This is a genomic window from Micromonospora sp. NPDC049529, assembly GCF_055586685.1.
The window spans coordinates 33,812-57,168 of sequence record NZ_JBVJHT010000032.1; the positions used below are offsets into that span (position 1 = coordinate 33,812).

22 protein-coding genes are annotated in these 23,357 nt (G+C 72.3%); 18 read left to right on the top strand and 4 right to left on the bottom strand.

From position 1 onward, the window contains the following. Positions 1 to 111 precede the first annotated feature (111 nt). From ACZ6QQ_RS35355 to glmM, 5 genes are all read left to right on the top strand, one after another. A complete protein-coding gene (locus ACZ6QQ_RS35355) occupies positions 112 to 837 on the top strand; it encodes a class I SAM-dependent methyltransferase (RefSeq protein ID WP_465882262.1) in 726 nt (241 codons plus the stop codon). A gap of 205 nt (positions 838 to 1,042) precedes the next feature. After that, positions 1,043 to 2,530: a nitrate/nitrite transporter gene (locus ACZ6QQ_RS35360; protein WP_465882264.1), complete on the top strand. Its 1,488-nt coding sequence runs from the start codon at positions 1,043 to 1,045 to the stop codon at positions 2,528 to 2,530. Positions 2,531 to 2,840: 310 nt separating this feature from the next. Then, positions 2,841 to 3,284, top strand: a complete 444-nt coding sequence (gene rplM / locus ACZ6QQ_RS35365) for a 50S ribosomal protein L13 (RefSeq protein ID WP_465882266.1) — start codon at positions 2,841 to 2,843, stop codon at positions 3,282 to 3,284. Positions 3,285 to 3,304: 20 nt separating this feature from the next. After that, on the top strand, positions 3,305 to 3,799 hold the full coding sequence (gene rpsI, locus ACZ6QQ_RS35370; RefSeq protein WP_465882268.1) for a 30S ribosomal protein S9: 495 nt from the start codon (positions 3,305 to 3,307) through the stop codon (positions 3,797 to 3,799). Between the two features lie 113 nt (positions 3,800 to 3,912). Continuing rightward, complete coding sequence (gene glmM / locus ACZ6QQ_RS35375; RefSeq protein WP_465882270.1) at positions 3,913 to 5,268, top strand: phosphoglucosamine mutase; 1,356 nt, start codon at positions 3,913 to 3,915, stop codon at positions 5,266 to 5,268. A 63-nt stretch (positions 5,269 to 5,331) separates the two neighbouring features. On the opposite strand, the gene ACZ6QQ_RS35380 is transcribed toward glmM, so the two are convergent. Beyond that, positions 5,332 to 6,519, bottom strand: a complete 1,188-nt coding sequence (locus tag ACZ6QQ_RS35380) for a pyridoxal phosphate-dependent aminotransferase (protein WP_465882271.1) — start codon at positions 6,517 to 6,519, stop codon at positions 5,332 to 5,334. Between the two features lie 114 nt (positions 6,520 to 6,633). Beyond that, positions 6,634 to 7,596 carry an MmpS family transport accessory protein gene (locus ACZ6QQ_RS35385; RefSeq protein WP_465882272.1) on the bottom strand — a complete coding sequence of 321 codons (963 nt, stop codon included), beginning with the start codon at positions 7,594 to 7,596 and terminating at the stop codon, positions 6,634 to 6,636. A 435-nt stretch (positions 7,597 to 8,031) separates the two neighbouring features. Between ACZ6QQ_RS35385 and glmS the strand changes: the two genes are divergently transcribed. Next, a complete protein-coding gene (glmS, locus tag ACZ6QQ_RS35390) occupies positions 8,032 to 9,945 on the top strand; it encodes a glutamine--fructose-6-phosphate transaminase (isomerizing) (RefSeq protein ID WP_465882273.1) in 1,914 nt (637 codons plus the stop codon). 193 nt (positions 9,946 to 10,138) lie between these two features. Here the strand turns inward: glmS and ACZ6QQ_RS35395 are convergent, their stop codons facing one another. Then, entirely contained in the window at positions 10,139 to 11,761 is a 1,623-nt protein-coding gene (locus tag ACZ6QQ_RS35395; RefSeq protein WP_465882275.1) for an alpha/beta hydrolase, read from the bottom strand. Positions 11,762 to 11,766: 5 nt separating this feature from the next. Then, the gene (locus tag ACZ6QQ_RS35400) at positions 11,767 to 12,069 is read right to left on the bottom strand and encodes a type VII secretion target (protein ID WP_465882277.1); all 303 of its coding nucleotides are present in this window, start codon (positions 12,067 to 12,069) and stop codon (positions 11,767 to 11,769) included. Between the two features lie 174 nt (positions 12,070 to 12,243). On the opposite strand from ACZ6QQ_RS35400, the gene ACZ6QQ_RS35405 reads away from it, so the two are divergent. The 12 genes from ACZ6QQ_RS35405 to ACZ6QQ_RS35460 all read left to right on the top strand — a co-directional run bounded on the left by ACZ6QQ_RS35405 (position 12,244) and on the right by ACZ6QQ_RS35460 (position 23,352). Continuing rightward, positions 12,244 to 12,612, top strand: a complete 369-nt coding sequence (locus ACZ6QQ_RS35405) for a holo-ACP synthase (protein ID WP_465882278.1) — start codon at positions 12,244 to 12,246, stop codon at positions 12,610 to 12,612. A 203-nt stretch (positions 12,613 to 12,815) separates the two neighbouring features. Continuing rightward, positions 12,816 to 14,279: an NAD(P)H-hydrate dehydratase gene (locus ACZ6QQ_RS35410; RefSeq protein ID WP_465882279.1), complete on the top strand. Its 1,464-nt coding sequence runs from the start codon at positions 12,816 to 12,818 to the stop codon at positions 14,277 to 14,279. 80 nt (positions 14,280 to 14,359) lie between these two features. Then, positions 14,360 to 15,517 (top strand): alanine racemase, encoded by a 1,158-nt coding sequence (gene alr, locus ACZ6QQ_RS35415; RefSeq protein ID WP_465882281.1) that lies wholly within the window; start codon positions 14,360 to 14,362, stop codon positions 15,515 to 15,517. Continuing rightward, positions 15,514 to 16,632 (top strand): alpha/beta fold hydrolase, encoded by a 1,119-nt coding sequence (locus ACZ6QQ_RS35420; protein ID WP_465882282.1) that lies wholly within the window; start codon positions 15,514 to 15,516, stop codon positions 16,630 to 16,632. The genes alr and ACZ6QQ_RS35420 overlap by 4 nt, the downstream gene beginning before the upstream one ends. Continuing rightward, positions 16,629 to 17,159 carry a tRNA (adenosine(37)-N6)-threonylcarbamoyltransferase complex ATPase subunit type 1 TsaE gene (tsaE, locus tag ACZ6QQ_RS35425; RefSeq protein ID WP_465882283.1) on the top strand — a complete coding sequence of 177 codons (531 nt, stop codon included), beginning with the start codon at positions 16,629 to 16,631 and terminating at the stop codon, positions 17,157 to 17,159. Before ACZ6QQ_RS35420 ends, tsaE begins: the two co-directional genes overlap by 4 nt. Before the next feature lie 132 nt (positions 17,160 to 17,291). Continuing rightward, positions 17,292 to 17,978: a uracil-DNA glycosylase gene (gene ung / locus ACZ6QQ_RS35430; RefSeq protein WP_465882285.1), complete on the top strand. Its 687-nt coding sequence runs from the start codon at positions 17,292 to 17,294 to the stop codon at positions 17,976 to 17,978. Positions 17,979 to 18,130: 152 nt separating this feature from the next. Next, positions 18,131 to 18,808, top strand: coding sequence for a tRNA (adenosine(37)-N6)-threonylcarbamoyltransferase complex dimerization subunit type 1 TsaB (tsaB, locus tag ACZ6QQ_RS35435; RefSeq protein ID WP_465882287.1), 678 nt, complete (start codon positions 18,131 to 18,133; stop codon positions 18,806 to 18,808). After that, a complete protein-coding gene (rimI, locus tag ACZ6QQ_RS35440; protein WP_465882288.1) occupies positions 18,805 to 19,242 on the top strand; it encodes a ribosomal protein S18-alanine N-acetyltransferase in 438 nt (145 codons plus the stop codon). Before tsaB ends, rimI begins: the two co-directional genes overlap by 4 nt. Continuing rightward, entirely contained in the window at positions 19,235 to 20,281 is a 1,047-nt protein-coding gene (tsaD, locus tag ACZ6QQ_RS35445) for a tRNA (adenosine(37)-N6)-threonylcarbamoyltransferase complex transferase subunit TsaD (protein ID WP_465882290.1), read from the top strand. Before rimI ends, tsaD begins: the two co-directional genes overlap by 8 nt. Positions 20,282 to 20,312: 31 nt before the next feature. Continuing rightward, positions 20,313 to 20,567: a hypothetical protein gene (locus ACZ6QQ_RS35450; RefSeq protein WP_465882319.1), complete on the top strand. Its 255-nt coding sequence runs from the start codon at positions 20,313 to 20,315 to the stop codon at positions 20,565 to 20,567. 387 nt (positions 20,568 to 20,954) lie between these two features. Further along, entirely contained in the window at positions 20,955 to 21,959 is a 1,005-nt protein-coding gene (locus tag ACZ6QQ_RS35455) for a TerC family protein (RefSeq protein ID WP_465882291.1), read from the top strand. A 193-nt stretch (positions 21,960 to 22,152) separates the two neighbouring features. Continuing rightward, the gene (locus ACZ6QQ_RS35460; protein ID WP_465882293.1) at positions 22,153 to 23,352 is read left to right on the top strand and encodes a cytochrome P450 family protein; all 1,200 of its coding nucleotides are present in this window, start codon (positions 22,153 to 22,155) and stop codon (positions 23,350 to 23,352) included. Positions 23,353 to 23,357: the final 5 nt, after the last annotated feature.

Genomic DNA, 23,357 nt, shown 5'->3' on the forward strand with positions numbered 1-23,357 from the left:
GGGTCCCTTTTGTTTCGTGCCTGCTAAGAGGCGCTCACAGTCCGTGTGGGCAGCGGGTTAGTCGATCCGGCCTATAATATGGGAAAGTCGTCTCATATCTTAGGAGTGGCGATGAGTGTGGTGAACCTCTTCGAGGCCGCCGCCGGCACCTATGACCAGGCCAGACGCAGGTTGGTGCCGTGCTTCGACGAGTTCTACGGCACCGCCGTGGAGGTGGCGGCACCGGTGCTGCGGGCGGCCTTGGCCGCTGGTCGTACCCCCGAGGTTCTCGACCTCGGCGCCGGCACCGGCCTGCTCTCGTCGCTCGTCGGCGCGGCCGTTCCCGGCACCCGGATCACCCTGCTCGACGCCGCACCGGCGATGCTGGCGATCGCCACCGACCACCTGACTGCCCAGGGGGTGCCGCACACGGTCGAGGTGGCCGATCTGGCCGGGCCGCTGCCCGACGGCCGCTACGACGCGGTGGTCACCGCGCTGGCCGTGCACCACCTCGACGACCCCGGCAAACAGGCGCTCTACCGGCGGATACTCGACGTGCTCCGCCCCGGCGGAGTGTTCGTCAACGCCGAGCAGGTGGCCGGGCCCACCCCCGAACTCGACCGTCGGTACGCCGAGGTGTGGCTGGCCCAGATCACCGCCCTCGGCTCCGACCGGGCCGAAATCGACGCCGCCCGCCACCGGATGTCCTACGACCGCCCCGCCCCGGTCACCGTCCAGTGCGACTGGCTCACCGACGCCGGCTACACCAACGTCGACTGCCTCTTCAAATCCTGGCGCTTCGCCGTCCTCGCCGGCCACCGCCCCACCACCCCACCGCCCCCGACTCGACAGTTGTAGAGAAATAGGCGTTATCGAGGGCGGCGAAGCTCCTCTTTCTCTACATCCGTGCCGGGGTGGGGAGGGTGGGGGTGGGGAGGGGTTCTCACGAGTGGGGGGTGGGGGTGGTGCGGGGATGGTTGCAGGGTGGACGCGGGACGCGAACCGGGCGGAAATCGATCGCACCTAGCTTCTGGCTCGTCCCCGAACGAGAAGGAGCCGGCCCGTGAGTACAGCCTCCACGACGGCGGACGCCGAAGAGGTCCCGACGACCACGCCCACAACAGCCGGTACGCGACCGCCGGTCACCGGTCCGGGGCCCGCGACAGCGCCCGGCCGGCGGCACCGGATCGACGACTGGCGACCGGAGGACCCGACCTTCTGGCGGGTCACCGGCGCGGCCGTCGCCCGGCGCAACCTCATCTTCTCCGTCCTCTCCGAGCACGTCGGCTTCTCCGTCTGGAGCCTCTGGTCGGTGCTGGTGCTCTTCCTCGGCCCCGAGTACGGCATCGACCCGGCCGGGAAGTTCCTGCTCACCGCCGTACCGACGGCGCTCGGGGCGGTGCTGCGGCTGCCGTACACGTTCGCGGTCGGGGTCTTCGGGGGCAGGAACTGGACCGTGATCAGCGCCGCCCTACTGCTCCTGCCGACGATCCCGATGACGATCCTGATCGAGCCCGGCGTCTCGTACGGCACGCTGATGATCCTCGCCTGTCTCGCCGGGGTCGGCGGCGGCAACTTCGCCTCCTCGATGGCGAACATCAACCTCTTCTACCCCGATCGGCACAAGGGGTGGGCGCTCGGCCTGAACGCGGGCGGCGGCAACCTCGGCGTGCCGGCGGTGCAGCTCGTCGGGCTGCTGGTGCTGGCGACGGCCGGCGCCGCGTACCCCCGGTTGGTGCCGGCGGTCTACCTGCCGCTGATCGTGCTCGCGGCGGTGCTGGCCGCGCGGTACATGGACAACATCTCCCCGGCGGCGACCGGACGCGACGGTTCGGCCGGTGTGCCGGACAGGGGTGGGGTGCCCGGTGAGCGGGGCGCGATGCGGGAGGTGGCCCGGGACCCGCACACCTGGATCATGTCCTTCCTCTATATCGGGACCTTCGGGTCGTTCATCGGGTTCGGCTTCGCCTTCGGACAGGTGCTCCAGGTGCAGTTCGGCGACCGGTTCGCGACCCCGCTGGACGCCGCGTACCTGACCTTCCTGGGGCCGCTGGTCGGCTCGCTGATCCGACCGCTGGGCGGATATCTCGCCGACCGGTGGGGCGGGGCGCGCGTCACCTGCTGGAACTTCGTGGCGATGGCGCTCGGCGCCGGCACGGTGCTCTACGCCTCCGGTCGCGGTTCACTGCCGCTGTACCTGGTCGGCTTCACCTCTCTGTTCGTCTTCTCCGGCATCGGCAACGGTTCCACGTACAAGATGATCCCGGCGATCTTCCGGGCGCGGGCCCGGATCGCCGCCGGGGTGCTGGCCGAGATTCCGGTGGAGGCGGCGCGGCGGGCGGCCCGGCTGGCCGGTGCGTTGATCGGGATCGCCGGGGCGGTCGGCGCGTTCGGGGGAGTGCTGGTCAACATCGCCTTCCGGCAGTCGTTCCTGGCCTACCGGACGGCCGACGCCGCCTACGTCAGCTTCATCGCCTGTTACGTGCTCTGCGTCGCCGTCACCTGGGCGGTCTACCTCCGGCCGTCGGTCCGCCGGCTGCCCGGCGTGTGAGCGGGCCCGCGTCCGGCGTGGAAGCGGGCCGGTTGCGGCCCGCTTCCACGGGTGTGATTGGCTAGGCGGGTGCGATCGAACTGCGGCTGGTGACCCGAGGGCCGACTGACCGGCCGGTGCGTACCGGCGGGCACGGCGGCGGACGGTGGCGATCCGTAGCCCCCGTTTTGACCGCGTGCGGGCCGGAAGAGTAACATCGCCTGCTGTTGTGTGACAGCCGAGGGCGTGCCCCATCAGGTACGCTTGGTCGTTCGTGCGCGCCTGGTGACCGGTGCGCGACCCCAGACCGACGACGAGACAAGGTAGACCTGTGCGTACGTACAGCCCGAAGCCGGGTGAGATCGAGCGTCAGTGGCACGTTATCGACGCCGCTGATGTCGTGCTGGGCCGTCTGGCCACCCACGCTGCCACGTTGCTGCGTGGCAAGCACAAGCCCACTTTCGCGCCGCACGTCGACACCGGTGACTTCGTCATCGTCGTGAACGCGGGCAAGGTCGCGCTGACCGGTAACAAGCGGCAGACCAAGATCGCTTACCGCCACTCCGGCTACCCGGGCGGCCTCAAGCAGGTCCGCTACGAGGAGCTGCTGGCCAAGCGCCCCGAGCAGGCCATCGAGCTGGCCGTCAAGGGCATGCTCCCGCACAACAAGCTCGGCCGGCAGCTGATCAAGAAGCTGAAGGTCTACCCCGGTGCCGAGCACCCGCACATCGCGCAGGCGCCGGTGCCGTTCGAGATCAAGCAGATCGCGCAGTGAGCGCGGACGAAGGAATCAGCATGACCGACACCATCGAGGCCGAGCCCACTCCGGTCGTCGACACCGAGTCCCCGGCCGAGACCGAGACCGCCGCTCCGGCCGCCCCGGTCGCCCGCACCCCTCGCGGTGACCGGCCGATCCAGACCGTCGGCCGCCGCAAGGAGGCCATCGTCCGGGTCCGCATCGTCCCCGGCAGCGGCAAGATCACCTGCAACGGGCGCGAGCTTGAGGCGTACTTCCCGAGCAAGGTCCACCAGCAGCTCATCAAGGAGCCGCTGGTGACCGCCGAGAAGACCGAGCAGTTCGACGTGATCGCGAACCTCCGTGGTGGCGGCACCACCGGCCAGGCCGGCGCGCTGCGCCTCGGCATCGCCCGGGCGCTGATCGTCAACGAGCCCGACGACCGCCCGGCGCTCAAGAAGGCCGGCTTCCTCACCCGGGACGCCCGGGTCAAGGAAAGCAAGAAGTACGGCCTCAAGAAGGCCCGCAAGGCGCCTCAGTACTCGAAGCGCTGATCAGCTTCACCCCCTTGCACGTCTGACGGACGGCCGGGTCCGCCTCCCCTCGCGCGGTGGCGGCCCCGGCCGTCCGTATTTTCCAGTGGTCTGCTCCCCGGAGGTACTCGCGCATGGGCCGGTTGTTCGGCACGGATGGCGTACGTGGACGTGCTAACGCCGATCTGACCCCCGAGTTGGCGCTCGCGGTCGCCGTCGCGGCCGCGCACACCCTCGCCGAGTCCGATCTCGGCCACCGGCCACTGGCCGTGGTGGGCCGGGACACCCGGGCCAGCGGCGAGATGCTGGAGGCGGCCGTGGTGGCCGGCCTCGCCAGTGCCGGCGCCAACGTCGTACGGGTCGGCGTGCTGCCCACCCCGGCGGTGGCGTACCTGGTCGCGGAGACCAAGGCCGACCTGGGCGTGATGCTCTCCGCCTCGCACAACCCGATGCCGGACAACGGGATCAAGCTCTTCGCGGCCGGCGGCAACAAGCTCCCCGACGAGGTCGAGCTGAAGATCGAGGCGGCCATCGAGGCGAACGGCTCGTCCGACTGGAACCGGCCCACCGGCGCCGGTGTCGGCCGGGTGCACGACCTGCTCGACGGCGCCGACCACTACATCCAGCACCTGGTCGGAAGCGTGTCGCACCGGCTGGAGGGGCTCAAGGTGGTGGTCGACTGCGCCAACGGCGCCGCCTCCGACCTGGCCCCGGTGGCGTACCGGGAGGCCGGCGCCGAGGTGATCGCGATCCACGCCGAGCCGGACGGGATCAACATCAACGAGGACTGCGGCTCGAACCACCTGGCCCGGCTCCAGGCCGCCGTCGTCGAGCACGGTGCCGACCTCGGCATCGCGCACGACGGCGACGCCGACCGGTGCGTCGCGGTCACCGCCGACGGCGCGGAGGTCGACGGCGACCAGATCCTGGGCATCCTCGCCCTGGCCATGCGCGACGGCGGCACGCTCACCTCGGACACCGTCGTCGCGACCGTGATGAGCAACCTCGGCCTGCGCATCGCCATGTCCCGCGAGGGCATCCGGCTGATCGAGACCAAGGTCGGCGACCGGTACGTGCTGGAGGAGCTGCGCGCCTCCGGGCTCGCCCTCGGCGGCGAGCAGAGCGGGCACATCGTGCTCCCCGAGTACGCCACCACCGGCGACGGCCTGCTCACCGCCCTGCAACTGATGTCCCGGATGGCCGGCACCGGACGCTCGCTCGCCGACCTCGCGTCGGTGGTGGTGAAGCTGCCCCAGGTGCTGATCAACGTGCCGGTCGGGGACCGTACCGTCGGCGCGGGGGCGCCCGCCGTACTGGGCGCGGTCGAGCGGGCCGAGGCTGAACTGGGCGAAACCGGACGGGTGCTGCTCCGGCCGTCGGGCACCGAGCCGCTGGTCCGGGTGATGGTCGAGGCCGCCACCCAGGAGATCGCGCAGACGGTGGCCGAGCGGATCGCCGCCGAGGTGCGTACCGCGAGCCCGGTCGGCTGACCGGCACCGCCGACGCCGTACCGGGCCCGGCCCGCTGTCGGCGGGACGGGGCCACGGTCGGTGTCAGTGCAGCGTACGGAGGCGGCTGACCGCCTCGGCCAGCACCTCGGTCCGCTTGCAGAAGGCGAACCGGACCAGTCGACGCCCGGCCTCGGTGGTGTCGTAGAAGACCTGGCTCGGAATGGCCACCACCCCGCACCGTTCGGGCAGCGTACGGCAGAACTCCACCCCGTCCCGGCCGCCGAGCGCGGTGATGTCGGCGGTGACGAAGTAGGTCCCCTCCGCCGACAGCACCTCGAACCCGGCATCGGTCAGGCCGGCGGTGAGCTGGTCGCGTCGGGCCTGGTGGGTGGCGCGGAAGGTGTCGTAGTAGTCGTCGCCGAGGGCGAGCGCCACCGCGACCGCCGGTTGCAGCGGTGCGCCGCCCGAGAAGGTGAGGAACTGCTTGACCCGCAGCACCGTGGAGACCAGTGACGCCGGGCCGCTCGCCCAGCCGACCTTCCAACCGGTGCAGGAGAACGTCTTGCCGGCCGAGGAGACCCGCAGCGTCCGCTCCGCCATGCCGGGCAGGCTGGCCAGCGGGATGTGCGGGGTTGACGCGTCGGTGTAGACGAGGTGCTCGTACACCTCGTCGGTGACGGCGTAGGCGCCGTACTCCTGGCAGAGTTCGGCGACCAGGGCGAGCTCGTCGGCGGTGAAGACCTTGCCGGTCGGGTTGTGCGGTGAGTTGAGCAGCACCAGCCGGGTCCGTGGTCCGAACGCGGCGCGCAGGTCGGCGGGGTCGAAGCCGTACCGCCCGTCGCCGACCGGGCGCAGCGTGACCGGGCGGCGGACCGCGCCGGCCAGGGCGATCGAGGCGGCGTACGAGTCGTAGTAGGGCTCGAAGCAGACCACCTCGTCGCCGGCCTCGCAGAGCCCGAGGATGGCGGCGGCGATCGCCTCGGTGGCCCCGGCGGTGACGACCACCTCGCCGTCCGGGTCGTAGGAGAGGTCCCAGAACCGGCGCTGGTGTTCGGCGACCGCCGCCCGCAGGGCCGGGATGCCGGGCATCGGCGGGTACTGGTTCTGCCCGCCGCGCAGTGCCTCGGCGGCGGCGGCCAGCATCTCGGCGGGTCCGTCGGTGTCCGGGAACCCCTGTCCGAGGTTGACCGCACCGGTGCGCGCCGCCAGCGCCGACATCTCGGTGAAGATGGTGGTGCCGAACGGGCGCATCCGGTGCACCAGCGGGTCCTGGGCGGTGGTTGTGGTCACCGGGTCAGCCTAGGTGGGGCGGGTCGGTGCAGTCGATGGTGCGGCGTGCGGTCCGGTTGTCGGCCGGTCCGGTTGTCGGCCGGTCCGGTTGTCGGCCGGACCGTACGGGGCCGTTCAGTCGATGGTCAGGCCGGCGCAGGCCGCCGTCGCGTACGGACCGCTGGCCGAGTTGGTGATCACCTCTTCGCCGTCGACCAGGATCGTGCAGGTGATCTGCCCGGCGCCGGTCGCGGTGCGGATCGCCAGTACGGTCACCACGCCCGGATCGGGCATGGCGAACTCCACCCGCCAGGGCAGGCTGGTGGCGCCGAGCTGTCGGGGCATGTTCGGGTATTCCAGGTAGCTGACCTCGGCCGGCCCGTCGCCGCTGACCTGGTAGACCACCTGACGGCCGGTGCGTACGGTCGGTTCGGGTTCCGTCGGTGCGGGAAGCGCCGGCCCGCCCGCCTCTCCGCTCGACGGCGGTGTCGGGGCTGCCACCGGCCCGCTCGATTCGCGCCAGTTCACCAGCCCGGCGATGGCGACGCCGGCTCCGCCACAGAGCAGCACCGCCAGTACGACACCGACCGCGACCAGCCCGGTGTTGACCCGAACGGGTACGGGCGGTGGGGTCGGCTCCCAGGGCGGCGGTGCGGGAGCCCAGCCGGGTGTGGCTACCCAACCCGGCGGCGTTCCGGCGGAGGGGTGGTCGGCGGAGTAGGGCGGCGGTCCGGCGGAGGGGTGGTCGGCGGAGTAGGGCGGGTGGGAGACCGGGTAACCGGGCAGGCGGGGATCGGCGGGTGGGTAACCGGGCGGTGGGGGATATCCCGTGGGGTAGGCGCCCGACGGGGGACGGTCGGGCGGAGTCGGTGCGGACCAGGCGGAGTCGGGTTCGTACCCGGCCGGGGTGGTGTGGCCGGCTGCCGGCGACTGCCACGGCGCGGCTGTCGGCGGTGTCCACGGTTCGACTGCGGGTGGTGTCCACGGCTCGGCTGCGGGTGGTGTCCACGGCTCGGGTGCGGGCGGTGCTGCCCAGGGCGACGGGGTGGGGTCGGGGGTGGGCTCGGCGGGCGGCTGCGGTGGTGCCGGTTCGCTCATCGGCTGCGCTCCAGGGGCGTCGGGTGGCGCCGGGGGCGGTACGGGGCGGCCGTCGGCCCCCCTCCAACGGTCTCGCACCGGGCATCGCCCGACAACCCGTTGACGACCCAGGGTTGCGACTCGTTGGCGTTCAGTGAGTGTCGAATCAACCAAAGCCCACCCACCACTGCCCTGCCTGCCCTCCGGGGCCCCACCTCCACTCGCCGGCCTCGTCGATCATGAAGTTAGTGCGCCTGATCATGGATTCCGAGGTGGCTAACTTCATGATCAACGGGGAGGCGGGGGGGTGGGGAGGGCGGGGAGGTGGGGGGTGAGGGGGTGAATTGGGGGTGCTGTCCCGTTGCTTCCTGAAATTCACCTATCACTCATGCCGGATGCTTGATAAGTGGCCTTTCGAGCACACGTGCTGAGCGAAGTTCGACTAGGCTCGGGGCTATGTGTGGAATCGTGGGCTACGCCGGTGCCCGACCGGCGCTGAGCATCGTGTTGGACGGGCTGCGGCGCCTGGAATACCGCGGCTACGACTCGGCGGGAGTGGCGATCGTCTGCGACGACGAACTGCTGACCGAGAAGAAGGCCGGCAAGCTGGCCAACCTGGAGAAGACCCTGGCCGAGCGGGTCAGCGCCGATCCGGACGGCTGCCCCACCCCGAAACTCGGCATCGGCGACGGCACCACCGGCATCGGGCACACCCGCTGGGCCACCCACGGCGGGCCGACCGACCGCAACGCCCACCCGCACCAGTCCCGCGACGGCCGGGTCGCCGTCATCCACAACGGCATCATCGAGAATTTCGCCAAGCTCCGGGCCGAACTCGAAGCCGACGGGATCGAGTTCGACAGCGACACCGACACCGAGTGCGCTGCCCACCTGCTCTCCGCCGCCCTGGCCGACCTGCGCGCCGCGGGTGAGCCGGACGGCCCGCAACTGCTCGCGACGGCCATGCGCAGCGTCAGCCAGCGACTGGAGGGCGCCTTCACCCTGCTCGCGGTCGACGCCGCCGTGCCCGGTGCGGTGGTCGGCGCCCGCCGCAACTCGCCGCTGGTGGTCGGCCGGGGCGTGGGCGAGAACTACCTGGCCAGCGACGTCTCCGCGTTCATCGAGCACACCCGCGAGGCGGTCGAGCTGGGCCAGGACCAGGTCGTCCTGATCACCGCCGACGGCATAGAGATCACCAACTTCGACGGTACGCCGGCCGTCGGCAAGGACTTCCACATCGACTGGGACGCCTCCGCCGCCGAGAAGGGCGGCTACGACTACTTCATGCTCAAGGAGATCGCCGAGCAGCCGCAGGCGGTCGCCGACACCCTGCTCGGCCGGCTCACCGAGAACGGCGAGATCATGCTCGACGAGGTTCGGCTGACCGACCAGGACCTGCGCGACGTCGACAAGATCTTCATCGTGGCGTGCGGTACGGCGTACCACTCGGGACTGGTGGCGAAGTACGCGATCGAGCACTGGACCCGGATCCCGTGCGAGGTCGAGCTGGCCAGCGAGTTCCGCTACCGCGACCCGGTGCTCGACCGGTCCACGCTGGTGGTGGCGATCTCCCAGTCGGGCGAGACGATGGACACCCTGATGGCGCTGCGGCACGCCAAGGAGCAGAAGGCCCGGGTGCTGGCGATCTGCAACACCAACGGCTCCACCATCCCGCGCGAGTCCGACGCGGTGCTCTACACCCACAGCGGCCCGGAGATCGCGGTTGCCTCCACGAAGGCGTTCCTGACCCAGCTGGTGGCCTGCTACCTGATCGGGCTGCACCTGGCCCAGGTGCGCGGGGTCAAGTACGCCGACGAGGTCGGTGCCGTGGTCGCCCAGCTCCAGGAGATGCCGGGCAAGCTGCGTGACCTGCTGGCCGACATCGAGCCCGTACGCGAGTTGGCCCGGGACCTGAAGTCGGCGCCGACCGTACTGTTCATCGGCCGGCACGTCGGCTACCCGGTGGCGCTGGAGGGTGCGCTCAAGCTCAAGGAGCTGGCCTACATGCACGCCGAGGGGTTCGCCGCCGGTGAGCTCAAGCACGGCCCGATCGCCCTGATCGACCAGGGCACCCCGGTCGTGTGCGTGGTCCCGTCGCCGGCGGGCCGGGGCATGCTGCACGACAAGATCGTGTCGAACATCCAGGAGGTACGGGCCCGTGGCGCCCGGACCATCGTGATCGCCGAGGAGGGCGACACCGCGGTCCTGCCGTACGCCGACCACCTGATCACGGTGCCGCGTACGCCGACGCTGCTCGCCCCGCTGGTCACCACGGTTCCGTTGCAGGTGCTCGCCTGCGAGATCGCCGCCGCCCGTGGGCACGACGTCGACCAGCCGCGCAACCTGGCCAAGTCGGTCACCGTCGAATGAGCCACCCCGGACCGGTCCGGCCGCTCGTGCGGGTCACGAGACGGCTGGGCCGGTCCGACTGATCGTCCGGGCCGGGCCGGGCGGGTCGCGAGCACCGGGCCGGTCCGGACGATCGTGAGCACCAGCCCGGTCCGGGTGGTCGCGAGCACCGGGCGGGTCTGGGCGGTTGCGGGCACCGGGCCGATCGGGGCGGTCACCGGGCGCGGCCGTCGAGCGTGATCCGGGCCACCGCGTCCAGGGCCGGGTTGCCGGCGTCCCAGTAGCCGGTGTGGCCGCTCGACCGTCCCTCGAACACCCGGGCGCCGAACGTCGGTCCGCTCGGATCGGCGCCGAACCACAGGTCCTCGGCGGGCCGGCCGAACGCCACCAGCGGACCGAGGCCCGGCAGCGCCGCACCGACCACGGCCCGCCCGACCAGGTCGTCCGGTCCCGCCGCGTAGCGGATCACGTCGTTGTCGGCGGTGCTGGCCCAGACCCGACCGGACGGCAGGTCGAGGTCGGTGGCCCGGTCGACACCGACGCCGGGCGAACCGAGGAAGACCACCTGGTCGGCGGCGAGCCCGTGGTCGCGGGCGGTCGCGCCGACCACCAGCGACCCATAGCTGTGCCCGAGCACGGTCTGCCGGGCCGGTGCGTCCTCGTGGGTGGCGCGCAGACCCTCCTGGAAGCTGTGCAGCGCCGGCCCGGCGTCGCGGGCCGGGCCGGAGCCGAGCGCCTCGTCGAGGAAGTCCGGGGCGTCGTAGTCGAGCCAGAGCACCACCGAGGTCCGCTCGGTCGGGTCCAGCGCGGCGCTGCGGGCCGCCATGAGCTCGGCCCGACCCAGTTCCCCGCCGATGGTGGGCAGGTCGCTGGTCATCCCGGGCACGTAGGTCAGCACGTTCTCCGCCCGGTCCGGGTCACCGATCGCGACGATCGCCCGGCCGTCGCGGGCCGGGTCCAGGCCGAGCAGGTAGGCGCGGGGCCCCGCCTCGGCGGCCAGCCGGTCGCGGATCACGTCGAGCCCGGCGAGGGTGCGGTCGATCCGGGCCAGTTCGCCCGGCACCACCGGGGATGGCCGGGCTGCCCACAGGGCGCCGCGTTCGGCCAGCAGGGCGGCCCGCTGGCGCTCCAGCAGCAGCCGGTTGGCCTGGTCCCGGTCCCGCGCCGGTACGCCGTCCAACCGGCCGATCCGGTGCGGCTCGTGCCCCACCAGCCAGCGCCGTTGCGCCGGGGTGAGCGTGGCCCACCAGCGGCGCACCAGCACCGGGTCGGTGCCCGGTGGCGGTGGACCGGTCGGCGGCGGCCCGGCCCAGCCGGTGCCCGCGTCGGCGGCCAGGTCGGCGAGTTGCCGGGCCGTGTCCAGGTCGGCGATCGTGGCCAGTTCCAGCGCCGCCCGGATCCCGTCGGCGACGTCCGCCACGGCTGCCGTCGTACGCGCGTCCGGCTGGTTTCCCGTTGCCAGCGGGTCCGGCCGGATCGCCTCGGGGTCGGGCGTGGCGACGCCGCGCCGGTCGACCAGTACGCCCCGGGCGGTGGCCATCCGTACGGCGCTGTCCAGCATCGCCTTGGCTCGGGCGAGTTGCGTGGCGTAGCCGGCGAGGATCTGTTCGACCTCGATGAACACCGGTCGGCTCGCGGTCAGCTCGGCGGCGAGCCCGTGCAGCCGCCGGTCGGCCGCCTGCCCGGCCGGACCGGACCAGTCGGCCCGGAGCGTGGCGGCGGTGCCGGTCAGCTCGGCGGTGCGCCGGTCGGTCGGGTCGAGCAGCCCTCGCCAGGCGGAACCGGCGCCGCGCCAGGCCGCCGGATCGGCCGACCAGAGTTGGGCGTACCCGATCATGGCCGTCACCGGCCGGCGCCGAGCCGGATCGCGGCCCGGTCGTCGGCGGTGTCGTAACGGTCGGCGGCGGTCCGCAGCCCGTCGGCGGTTGCCGCCGCCCGGCCCCCGAGGTCGCCGAGCCAGGCGTGTACGGCCGATTCGAGCGCGTCCAGTGCCGTGCCGGCGGCCCAGCCGGGAGCCGGCACCAGCAGCCCGGCGGGCCCGCTCGCGCCGGCCAGTCCGTGGCCGAGCCGGTGCCCGGTGGCGGCGAGTTGGTCCGCCGCCCCGCGCAGCGTCCCGGTCCGCACCCGGATGAGATCGTCCTGCATGCCGCCCCCTTACCGATGTCGATGTCACCTCGACGCTAGGGCGCCGTGCCGGCCGCCCGGAAGCCCTGTGGACAACCGGGGTGGGGTCCGGCCCACCGGTTGTCCACAGGGGTTGTACGGCCACGTGCCGGGAGCTAATCTGCACGCCCGGGCAAGCCGGTTAGGGTGGGAAGCGTGATCGTCGCAGTCGGCATCGACGTGGTGCTCGTCGACCGGTTCACCCGTGCCCTGGCGCGTACGCCGTTGCTGGCCGACCGGTTGTTCACCGCGGCCGAGCGGTTCACCGGGTCCGGCAACCCCCGTTCGCCCGAGTCGCTCGCCGCCCGGTTCGCGGCGAAGGAGGCGGTGGCGAAGGCCCTCGGTGCCCCGGCCGGTCTGCGCTGGCACGACTGTGAGGTGGTCGCGGATCCGGACGGCCGCCCCTGGCTGACCGTCTCCGGCACGGTCGCCGCCGTGGCCGCCGAGCGCGGCGTCAACCGGTGGCACCTCTCGTTGTCCCACGACGGCGGCATCGCGTCCGCCATGGTGGTGGCGGAGCGGTAAGCCGCTCGGCGGGCACGGAGCGGTAAGCCGCTGGTCGGGCACGGAGCGGTGAGGCGCCGATCGGGTACGCGGCGGTGAGGCGCCGGTTGGGCGCGGCGCCGGGCCGTGGGTGGTGACGGAAGCACGAGCGGAACCGGAGGGGGCGCGGCGATGAGTGGACGAGTACGGGTGACGCGGCCGGAGCCGGCCCGGCGGGTGACGCGGTGAAGCCGGCCTGGCGGGTGGCGGATGTCCGGGCGGCGGAGACCGCGCTGATGGCGAAGCTGCCACCGGGCACGCTGATGCAGCGGGCCGCCGCCGGTCTGGCCCGCCGTTGCGCGCTGCTGCTCGACGAGCTCGGCGGGGTGTACGGGGCGTCGGTGCTGCTCCTGGTCGGCTCCGGGGACAACGGCGGGGACGCGCTGTACGCCGGTGCCCGGCTGGCCGGGCGCGGTGCGGCGGTGCACGCGCTGCTGCTGAACCCCGAGCGGGCGCATCCGGGCGGGCTGGCGGCGTTGCGGGCGGCCGGTGGTCGTACCGTCGAGGACCTGCCGGACCGGGCGGACCTGGTGCTGGACGGGATCGTCGGGATCGGGTCGACCGGTGGCCTGCGGGAGCCGGCGGCGCGGTTCGTCGGCCGGCTGGGCGGGTTGCGCGGGCGGGGCGGACGGCGGGCGGTGCTGGTCGCGGTGGACGTACCGAGCGGGGTCGACGTCGACACCGGGCACGTGCCGCCGACCTTCGACGGTACGGGCGGCGCGGTGAGCGCCGACGTGACGGTCGCCTTCGGGGTGCTGAAACCGGCGCTGGTGGTCGGTCCGGCGGCGGTCCGGGCCGGCCAGGTGGACCTGGTCGACATCGGTGTACGGCCGTGGCTGCGGGCCACCCCGGCGCTGCACGTGACCGAGTGGTCCGACGTGCTCGACTGGTGGCCGTGGTCGGGTCCCGAGTCGGAGAAGTACAGCCGGGGCGTGGTCGGGGTGGCGACCGGTTCGGCCACCTATCCGGGCGCGGCGGTGCTCTCCGTCGGCGGTGCGCTGGCCGGGCCGACCGGTCTGGTGCGCTACGCCGGCAGCGCGCGGGACGAGGTGCTGCGGCAGTATCCGTCGGTGATCGCCACCGGGCGGGTGACCGACGCGGGCCGGGTGCAGGCGTGGGTCTGCGGTTCCGGGTTGGGCACCGGCGAGTCCGCCGCCACCGAGTTGCGCTGCGTACTGGCGGCGCCGGTGCCGGCGATCCTGGACGCGGACGCGTTGACGATGCTGGTCGACGGGTCGATGGCGGACCGGTTGCGGCAGCGGGATGCGCCGATCGTGATCACTCCGCACGACCGGGAGTTCGCCCGGCTCTGCGGCGAGGCGCCGGGCGAGGACCGGGTCGGTGCGGCGTTGCGGCTGGCCGCCTGGATGAACGCGGTGGTGTTGCTCAAGGGCGACCGTACGGTGATCGCCACTCCGGACGGCCGGGCGGTGGTCAACCCGACCGGTACGTCGGCACTCGCCACCGGCGGCACCGGTGACGTGTTGGCGGGACTGCTCGGGTCGCTGCTCGCCGCGGGGTTGCCGGCGGACCGGGCGGCGATCGTGGCCGCGTACCTGCACGGGCTGGCCGGGCGGGAGGCGGCCCGGCACGGCCCGGTGACCGCTCCCGACGTGGTGGCCGCGCTGCGGGACGTGGTGCCGAGCTGAACCGGTCCGGACGCGCCCCGGAGCCGTGGTCGGGCCGGTTGTCCGGTCCCGATCCTGATCTCGGTTAGTAGTCTGGCCTCATGTGGCAGGCTGAGTTGCGCGTTGATCTCGACGCGATCCGGGAAAACGTGGCCCGACTGCACGCCGGCACGACCGCCGAGCTGATGGCGGTGGTCAAGGGCGACGGGTACGGCCACGGCATGGTGCCGGCGGCGTACGCGTCGCTGGACGCTGGCGCCGACTGGCTCGGTGTCTGCACCCTGGACGAGGCGCTGACCCTGCGCCGGGCCGGGATCACCGCACCGGTGCTGGCCTGGTTGCTCGCACCGGGGCTGCCGCTGCACGAGGGGGTGGTGGCCGACGTCGACCTGAGCGCGGCGAGCCTGGACCAGCTCGGCGAGATGGTCAACGCGGGTCAGCTCGCCGGTCGACCGACCCGGGTCCACCTCAAGATCGACACAGGGCTGTCGCGGGGCGGCGCGTTCATCGACGACTGGCCGGTCCTGGTCGAGGCCGCCGCGAAGGCCCAGGCCGACGGGCTGGTCGAGATCGTCGGCGTGTGGAGCCACTTCGTCTACGCCGACGCCCCCGGTCACCCGACCATCGACCGGCAGCTCGGCGTCTTCCACGAGGCGCTCGCCCTGGCCGAGCGGGTCGGGATCCGCCCGCGCTACCGGCACCTGGCTAACTCGGCCGCCACGCTCACCCGCCCCGACACCCACTTCGACCTGGTACGTCCCGGAGTCTCCGTCTACGGCCTGTCGCCGATCGCGGGCGAGACGTACGGACTGCGGCCGGCGATGACCGCCCGCGCCCGGGTGATGCTGACCAAGCGGGTGCCCGCCGGCAGCGGGGTGTCGTACGGGCACACGTACGTCACCGAGCGGGAGACGACCCTTGCCGTGGTGCCGCTCGGCTACGCCGACGGGGTGCCCCGGCACGCCTCCAACACCGGCCCGGTCCAGCTCGCCGGCAGGGTGCGCCGGATCGCCGGCCGGGTCTGCATGGACCAGTTCGTGCTCGACTGCGGCGACGACCCGGTGGCCGCCGGGGACGTGGCGACGCTCTTCGGCGACGGGACGGACGGCGGCCCCACCGCCGACGACTGGGCCGAGGCGGCCGGCACCATCAACTACGAGATCGTCACCCGGTTCGGTGGCGTCCGGGTGCCCCGGATCTACGACGGGGCACCCGTGCCGACCGGGCCGGTGACCAACACTCCGGAGGTGTTCCGGTGAGCCGAGCGGGTACCCGGTTCAGGCTGGGTCGGGGCGGCGTACCCCGGTCCGGGCTGGCGCGGGCGGCCGGGATCCTGGGCGCGGCGGTGGGTGTCGCGGCGGCCGGGGTGGCCGCCGGGCTGGCCGCCGAGCGGGCGGTGGTCCGGCGGGCCAAGGCGGTCCCGGACGACCCGTACGCGGAGGAGGACTTCGGCGAGTTGCCGTACGACAGCGCGTGCACCGTCGAGACCGCCGACGGCACCGACATCCACGTGGAGCTGGTCGAGGTGACCGATCCGGCCGCCCCGCCCCGCCCGACCGTGGTCTTCGTGCACGGCTTCTGCCTCGACATGGGCACGTTCCACTTCCAGCGCAAGGCGGTCGGCGCGCACGGCCAGCACCGGATGCTCTTCTACGACCAGCCCGGCCACGGCCGCTCCGGCAAGCTGGAGTCCGGCGAGTACGAGCTGCCCGCGCTCGGTGAGACGCTCCGGTCGGTGATCGACCATCTGGTGCCGGAAGGCCCGTTGGTGCTGGTCGGGCACTCGATGGGCGGTATGACCATCATGGCGTTCGCCGAGCGGTATCCGGAGATGTTCGACAGCCGGGTGGTCGGCACGGTGTTGATGGCGACCTCGGGCGGGCTGCTGGAGGAGACCAAGATCGGTCTGCCGGCGATCATCGGGCGGGTCGGCACCCCGCTGCTGCCGCTGGTCAACAACGCCACCAAGCTCACCGGCGGGGTGATCGACCGGGCCCGGAAGGCGTCGGCGAACATGGCCTGGCTGCTCACCCGCAGGTACGGCTTCGGCACCCCGAACCCGAGCCCGGCCCTGGTCTCGTACGTGGAGCGGATGAACGCCGGCACTTCCGCCGAGACCGTCGCCCGCTATCTGCGTACCCTCTACACCCACGCCCGCTACCCGGCCCTGATGGCGCTGAAGAACACCCCGACCCTGGTCATCGTCGGTGACCAGGACATGATCACCCCGGTGACCCACTCGGAGGAGATCCTGCGCCGCCTGCCCGAGGCCGAGTACGTCAAGGTCCCCGACGGCGGTCACGTGGTGATGCTCGAACACGCCGACGAGGTGAATGCGGCCCTGCTCGGCTTCCTTGACAGACTGGCCCGATGAACGCGGCTGATCCGACGAACACGGCTGATCCGACGAACCCGGTCGTCGAACTCTCCACGGTGGACGACACGCGGTCGTTCGGGCGCCGGTTGGCGGCGCTGCTGCGCGCCGGTGACCTGCTGGTGCTGACCGGTCCGCTGGGCGCCGGCAAGACCGCGCTGACCCAGGGGATCGGAGCCGGTCTCGGGGTGCTCGGTGACGTCACCTCACCCACGTTCGTGATCGCCCGGGTGCACCGGCCGGACCCGGACAGTGTCGGCCGGCGACGGGCCGACCGGCCGGCGTTGGTGCACGCGGACGCGTACCGGCTCGGTGCCGCCGTCGACCCCCGGGCCGAGATCGACGACCTGGACCTGGACGCGTCGGTGGACGACGCGGTGACCGTGGTCGAGTGGGGCGAGGGCCTGGTCGAGCAGCTGGTCGACGCCCACCTGCGGGTCCGGATCGACCGGCGCGACGACGACTCCCGCCGGATCGAGCTGGTCCCGGTCGGCGGCGACTGGGCCGAACGCCTCGCCGACCTGTAGCGACGATTCCTACCACCTGGACACGGGTACGGCTTGTCGTACCGGGCTTCTAGAGTCGCGGGCGAGCGTTCGGCCTTGCCCTAACGACACCGAGCCTCCCCCGAACGACACCAGTCTCCCGAAAGGTGACCGATGACCCTCGACCTGCCCGCCCTGCTGCCGTCGGAGTGGCGCACGGTGCTGGAGCCGCACCTCGACCCGGCCCGCACCGCCGAGCTGGCCGAATTCGTCGCCGCCGAGTACGCCACCCAGACCGTCTTCCCGCCGGTCGAGGACCTGTTCTCGGCGTACCGGCTGTGCGCGCCGCAGGACTGCCGGGTGCTGATCCTGGGCCAGGACCCGTACCACAAGGCGGGGCAGGCGCACGGGCTCAGCTTCAGCGTGCGCGAGGGGGTGTCGGCGCCGCCGTCACTGCGCAACGTCTTCAAGGAGCTGGCCGAGGACCTGAGCGTGCCGGCCCCGCGCGGCGGCAACCTCTCCGGCTGGGCCGCCCAGGGTGTGCTGCTGCTCAACGCGGTGCTGACGGTTAGGCAGGCCACGCCGGGCTCGCACGCGAACAAGGGCTGGGAGGAGTTCACCGACGCCACCATCCGGGCCCTGAACGCCCGCTCCGAGCGGGTGGTCTTCCTGCTCTGGGGCAGTTACGCGCGCAAGAAGCGGGAGCTGGTCACCAACCCGGCGCACGTGGTGCTGGAGGCCGGCCACCCCAGCCCGATGAACCCGCGCGGTTTCCTCGGCAGCCGGCCGTTCAGTGCCGCCAACAAGGCGCTCGCCGACGCCGGCCTGCCCACCATCGACTGGGAGCGGACCGCCGGCTGACTCGCCGACGCGGGGCGGGCGACGCACGGGCCGGGTCGCCCGCCGCCGGTCCGGACGGGTCGGCCGGGCCGCTCGCCGTCGGCCGGGATGGGTCGAATCTCACCCGGCCGGGTCGTGACGGGCGGTAATCGCCCTCCGGCTAGGGTTCTGGGGTGCTCGTACTCGTGGTGGACTCATCGACCCCGGCGGTGACCGCGGCGCTCGCGGAGGTGACGGCCGAGAAGGTCGTGTTGCGCGCCGAACGCCGCGCGGTGGACGCACGCGCGCACGGTGAGCTGCTCGCCCCGGCGATCGAGGCGGTGCTGGCCGAGGCCGGTGCGCGCCCGGCCGACCTGACCGCCCTGGTCGCGGGCCTGGGGCCGGGGCCGTTCACCGGTCTGCGGGTCGGGCTGGTCACCGCGGCCACGATGGGTCAGGTGCTGTCGATCCCGACCTACGGTGTCGGTTCGCTCGACGCGCTCGGCCGCGACGCCGGCCCCGGCCGGCGGGTGCTGGTCGCCAGCGACGCCCGGCGCCGGGAGATCTACTGGGCGGCCTTCGACGAGGCGGGCGAGCGGGTGGCCGGGCCGGCCGTCGACGCCCCCGCCGTGGTCGCCGGCCGGCTGGCCGAGCTGGGGGTCACGGTCGCGGTCGGCGAGGGCGCCCAGCGGTACGCCGACGTCCTCGGCCTGCCGGTCCCGGCCGAACCGACCTACCCGTCCGCGTACGCCCTGGCGGAGCTTGCCGCCGACCGGGTCCGTGCCGCCGCACCCGGTGAACGGCTGGTCCCGCTCTACCTGCGCCGGCCGGACGCGGTCGCGGCCACCGGCCACAAATCGGTGCTGCCGTGAGGCTGACCCGGTTCCGCTGGTGGCACATCGACGACGTGCTGGCGATCGAGGCCGATCTGTTCGGCGCCGAGCAGTGGTCGCCGGGCATGTTCTGGAACGAGCTGGCCAGCGGTCACCACTACCTGGTGGCGCTGGACGACGCCGGGGCGCTGATCGGTTACGCCGGGCTGGCGGTGACGCCGGACGAGGCGTGGGTGCAGAACATCGCGGTCCGCCGGGACGCCCAGCGCGGCGGGGTCGGCCGGGCCCTGCTGGAGGCGTTGCTGGCCGAGGCGGGGCGACGCGGCGTACGCAAGATCCTGCTGGAGGTGGCGGTGGACAACCCGGCCGCCCAGCGGCTCTACGCGACGTACGACTTCGAGCCGGTGGGAATCCGCCGGGGCTACTACCAACCGAGCAACACCGACGCGCTGGTGATGATGCGAGATGGCTGACGAGCCGCTGATCCTGGGGATCGAGACCTCCTGCGACGAGACCGGGGTCGGGATCGTGCGCGGGCACACCCTGCTCGCGGACGCGCTGGCGTCCAGTGTCGAGGAGCACGCCCGGTTCGGTGGGGTGGTGCCGGAGGTGGCCAGCCGGGCGCACCTGGAGGCGATGCTGCCGACGATGCAGCGGGCGCTGGACGACGCGGGGGTGACGCTGGCCGACGTCGACGCGATCGCGGTCACCGCCGGTCCGGGTCTGGCCGGTGCCCTGCTGGTCGGGGTCGCGGCGGCCAAGGGCTACGCGGTGGCCGCCGACAAGCCGGTGTACGGGGTGAACCACCTCGCCGCCCACGTGGCGGTCGACACCCTGGAGCACGGACCGTTGCCGGAGCCGGCGATCGCCCTGCTGGTCTCCGGCGGGCACTCGTCGCTGCTGGTGGTGGACGACCTGGCGACCGGGGTGACGCCGCTCGGCGCGACCATCGACGACGCCGCCGGTGAGGCGTTCGACAAGGTGGCCCGGTTGCTCGGGCTGCCGTTCCCCGGTGGGCCGCCGATCGACCGGGAGGCGCGGGCCGGCGACGCCGCCGCGATCGGGTTCCCGCGCGGGCTGACCGCACCGAAGGACCTGGCCGCGCACCGGTTCGACTTTTCCTTCTCGGGGCTGAAGACGGCGGTGGCCCGCTGGGTCGAGGCCAAGCAGCGGGCCGGTGAGCCGGTGCCGGTCGCCGACGTGGCCGCCTCGTTCCAGGAGGCGGTCTGCGACGTGTTGACCGCGAAGGCGATCGACGCCTGCCGCAGCCGGGGCATCGAGACGCTGGTGATCGGCGGTGGGGTGGCGGCGAACTCGCGGCTGCGGGTGCTGGCCGAGCAGCGGGCCGCGAAGTACGGCATCACGGTGCGCGTCCCCCGTCCCAAACTCTGTACGGACAACGGCGCGATGGTGGCGGCGCTCGGTTCGCACCTGGTGGCCGCCGGGGTCGCGCCGAGCCGGCTGGATCTGCCCGCCGACTCGGCCATGCCGCTGACCGTGGTGAGCGTGTAGTGAAGGGGAAGAGGGAACGGAGATGGCGGACGTGATCGTGCGGATGTGGGAGGCACGCGCGGAGCCGGCCGGGTTCGCCGAGTTGATCCTCTGGGTGACGGAGACGGCGCTGCCGGAGTTCGATCATCACCCGCTGCACATGTCCAGCGAGGTCTTCTCCTCCACCGACAACCGGCTCGTGGTCATCTCGAAGTGGCGGGGGAGCCCGCTGAGCCTGCCCGAGCCGCCGGCCCGGTTGGTCGCCCGTCCGCCGCACGTGTGGGATTTCGCTCAGGTGGACCGCTGACGCACCCGCCCGCCGCACCCCGCCCAATTTCAACGTTTTGCCAGCTCAGGTACGCTGTAGGTGGCTGCCGTCCCGAGTTCGGGTCGGCCCGTACGGGGTCCCTGCGGGGGCGCCGGACGGGCGGAATCTTGACGCGGGGGGCGGCTGATGGGCAACAATAGATGCAAGGAGGGGAGTATTCCCCGACGGTGGTGTCGTCAGCACGGTGGACTTCCGGCTCAGCCGGGGGGAAACCCGGCGCCATCGGTCACCCCAAGGGGCTAAGCTCCCGCGGCTCGGTGGCGGAAAAGACCTCCGACAGTCACCAGAGTCCGCATCGCCATCCAGTCTGTCTCCATCCGGGGTTCAGGTCGGCCGGCGATGTCCCGTGTCTGCCGGAGGTTCTCGATGGATGTTTCCGCCCTCACCTGGATCATCACGCTGGTCGTGTTGGTCGGTGTGCTCCTGCTCGACTTGTTGATCATCGGTCGGCGACCACACGAGCCGAGCATCAAGGAGTCGAGCCTCTGGGTCGGCTTCTATGTCGTACTCGCCCTGCTGTTCGGGTTGGGGGTGTGGGCCACCTCCGGGGGCAGGTTCGCCGGTGAGTTCTACATCGGCTGGCTGACCGAGTACAGCCTCTCGATCGACAACCTCTTCGTCTTCGTCGTGATCATGGGACGGTTCGCCGTACCCCGGCAGTACCAGCAGACCGTACTGCTGATCGGTATCGTGCTCGCGCTGGTCATGCGGGGTGGCTTCATCGCCGCCGGGTCCGCGCTGGTGTCGCAGTTCTCCTGGGTCTTCTACATCTTCGGCGCCTTCCTCGTCTACACCGCGATCAGCTTCGTCCGGCAGGGCGAGATGGACGCGGCGGACGTGAAGGAGAACGCGCTGGTCCGGTGGAGTCAGTCCCACCTGCCGCTGTCGAACTCGTTCAACGGCACCAAGCTGACCGTGATGAGCGAGACCGGCAAGCGCCTGTTCACCCCGATGCTGCTGGTCCTGATCGCGATCGGCACCACCGACCTGATCTTCGCGCTCGACTCCATCCCGGCGATCTTCGGCGTGACCAAGGAGCCGTACCTGGTCTTCACCGCGAACGTGTTCGCGTTGATGGGGCTGCGGCAGCTCTACTTCCTGCTCGGCGGGCTGCTCGACCGGCTGGTCTACCTCAACATCGGCCTCGCCGTGGTGCTCGGCTTCATCGGGGTCAAGCTGGTGCTGGAGGCGCTGGCCGACAACAGCCTGCCGTTCATCAACGGCGGCGAGCACGTCGGCTGGGCACCGCACATCCCGATCTGGCTCTCCCTCACCGTCATCCTCGGTTCGCTGATCATCGCGACCATCGCCAGCCTGCTCAAGGCGTCCAAGGACCGTAAGCGGGAGCTGGCCGACGTCGGCACCCACTGACCCACCCGGCCGGGGCCGATCGTCCCGGCCGACCAGAGCGCAACCGTCGGGCCCGTCCGGGTGTCACCACCGGGACGGGCCCGACGGCCGTCGATGCACCCGGTGCCCGGTGGTGTCTCGACAAACCCGGACGACTGCGGCGAGGATGAATTCCCGGTCGCGGAACCGCGATCGGGACACGGGGGAGCGAGAGATGACAACGAGCGCCGCGATCAATCCGTTCGAGTCCGCCAAGGCCGACCTGCACGAGGTGCTGGCCACGCTGCGCCGGGACAGCCCGGTGGTCGAGGTGGCCCTGCCGACCGGTGTCACCGCCTGGCTGGTCACCCGGTACGCCGACGCCCAGCGGGTGCTCGGCGATCCGTTGTTCGGCAAGACCACCTCCGCCGGTGGCTTCTCCTACAAGGGCATGGTGCCGCCGGACGTGGCCCGAGCCGTGGGCCGGCACATGCTCGCCATCAACCCGCCCGACCACACCCGGATCCGACGCCTGGTCTCCGGCGCCTTCACCGCCCGACGGATGGCCGCCCTGCGACCCCGGATCGAAGAACTGGCCGAGCAGTTGCTCGACCGGATGCCGGCGAACGGCCAACTCGACCTGATCGACCACTTCGCCTTCCCGTTGCCGATCCAGGTGCTCTGCGAACTGCTCGGCGTGCCGGCGGAGGATCAGGACGACTTCCGTCGGTGGACCGACGCGATCGTGACCGGGCCGGTGAACCCGGCCGGGCTGCCGCCCGCGCTGGTGGCGATCGTCGGCTACATCCGGGAGCTGCTGGAAACCAAGCGGCGGCAGCCGGCCGACGACCTGCTCTCCGCGCTGATCGCGGTCCGGGACGACAACGACGACCGGCTCAGCGACGACGAGCTGATCTCGATGGTCTACCTGTTCCTGATCGCCGGGCACGAGACCACGGTCAACCTGATCGGCAACGGGACCCTGCTGCTGCTCTCCGACCCCGACCGGTGGGCCCGGATCGTCACCGAGCCGGAGCTGATCCCGAACGTCGTCGAGGAGCTGCTGCGCTACGAGGGCCCGGTGCAGAGCGCCACCTTCCGTACCGCACTGAAGGAGACGGAGATCGGTGGGGTGACCATCCCGGAGGGCGCGTTCGTGCTGGTCTCGCTCCTGTCGGCGAACCGGGACGGGGACCGGTTCACCGACCCGGACCGGCTCGACCTGGACCGGCCGGCCACCCCGAACCTGGCCTTCGGGCACGGCATCCACTACTGCCTCGGCGCCCCGCTGGCCCGGCTGGAGGGGCAGATCGCGTTCCACGCCCTGTCCCGCCGCCATCCGGCGATGCGCCTGGGCGTGCCGGTCGAGGAGATCGCCTGGCGGCCGGGCCTGCTGCTGCGCGGGCTGACCGCCCTACCGGTGACCCTCGGCTGAGGCCG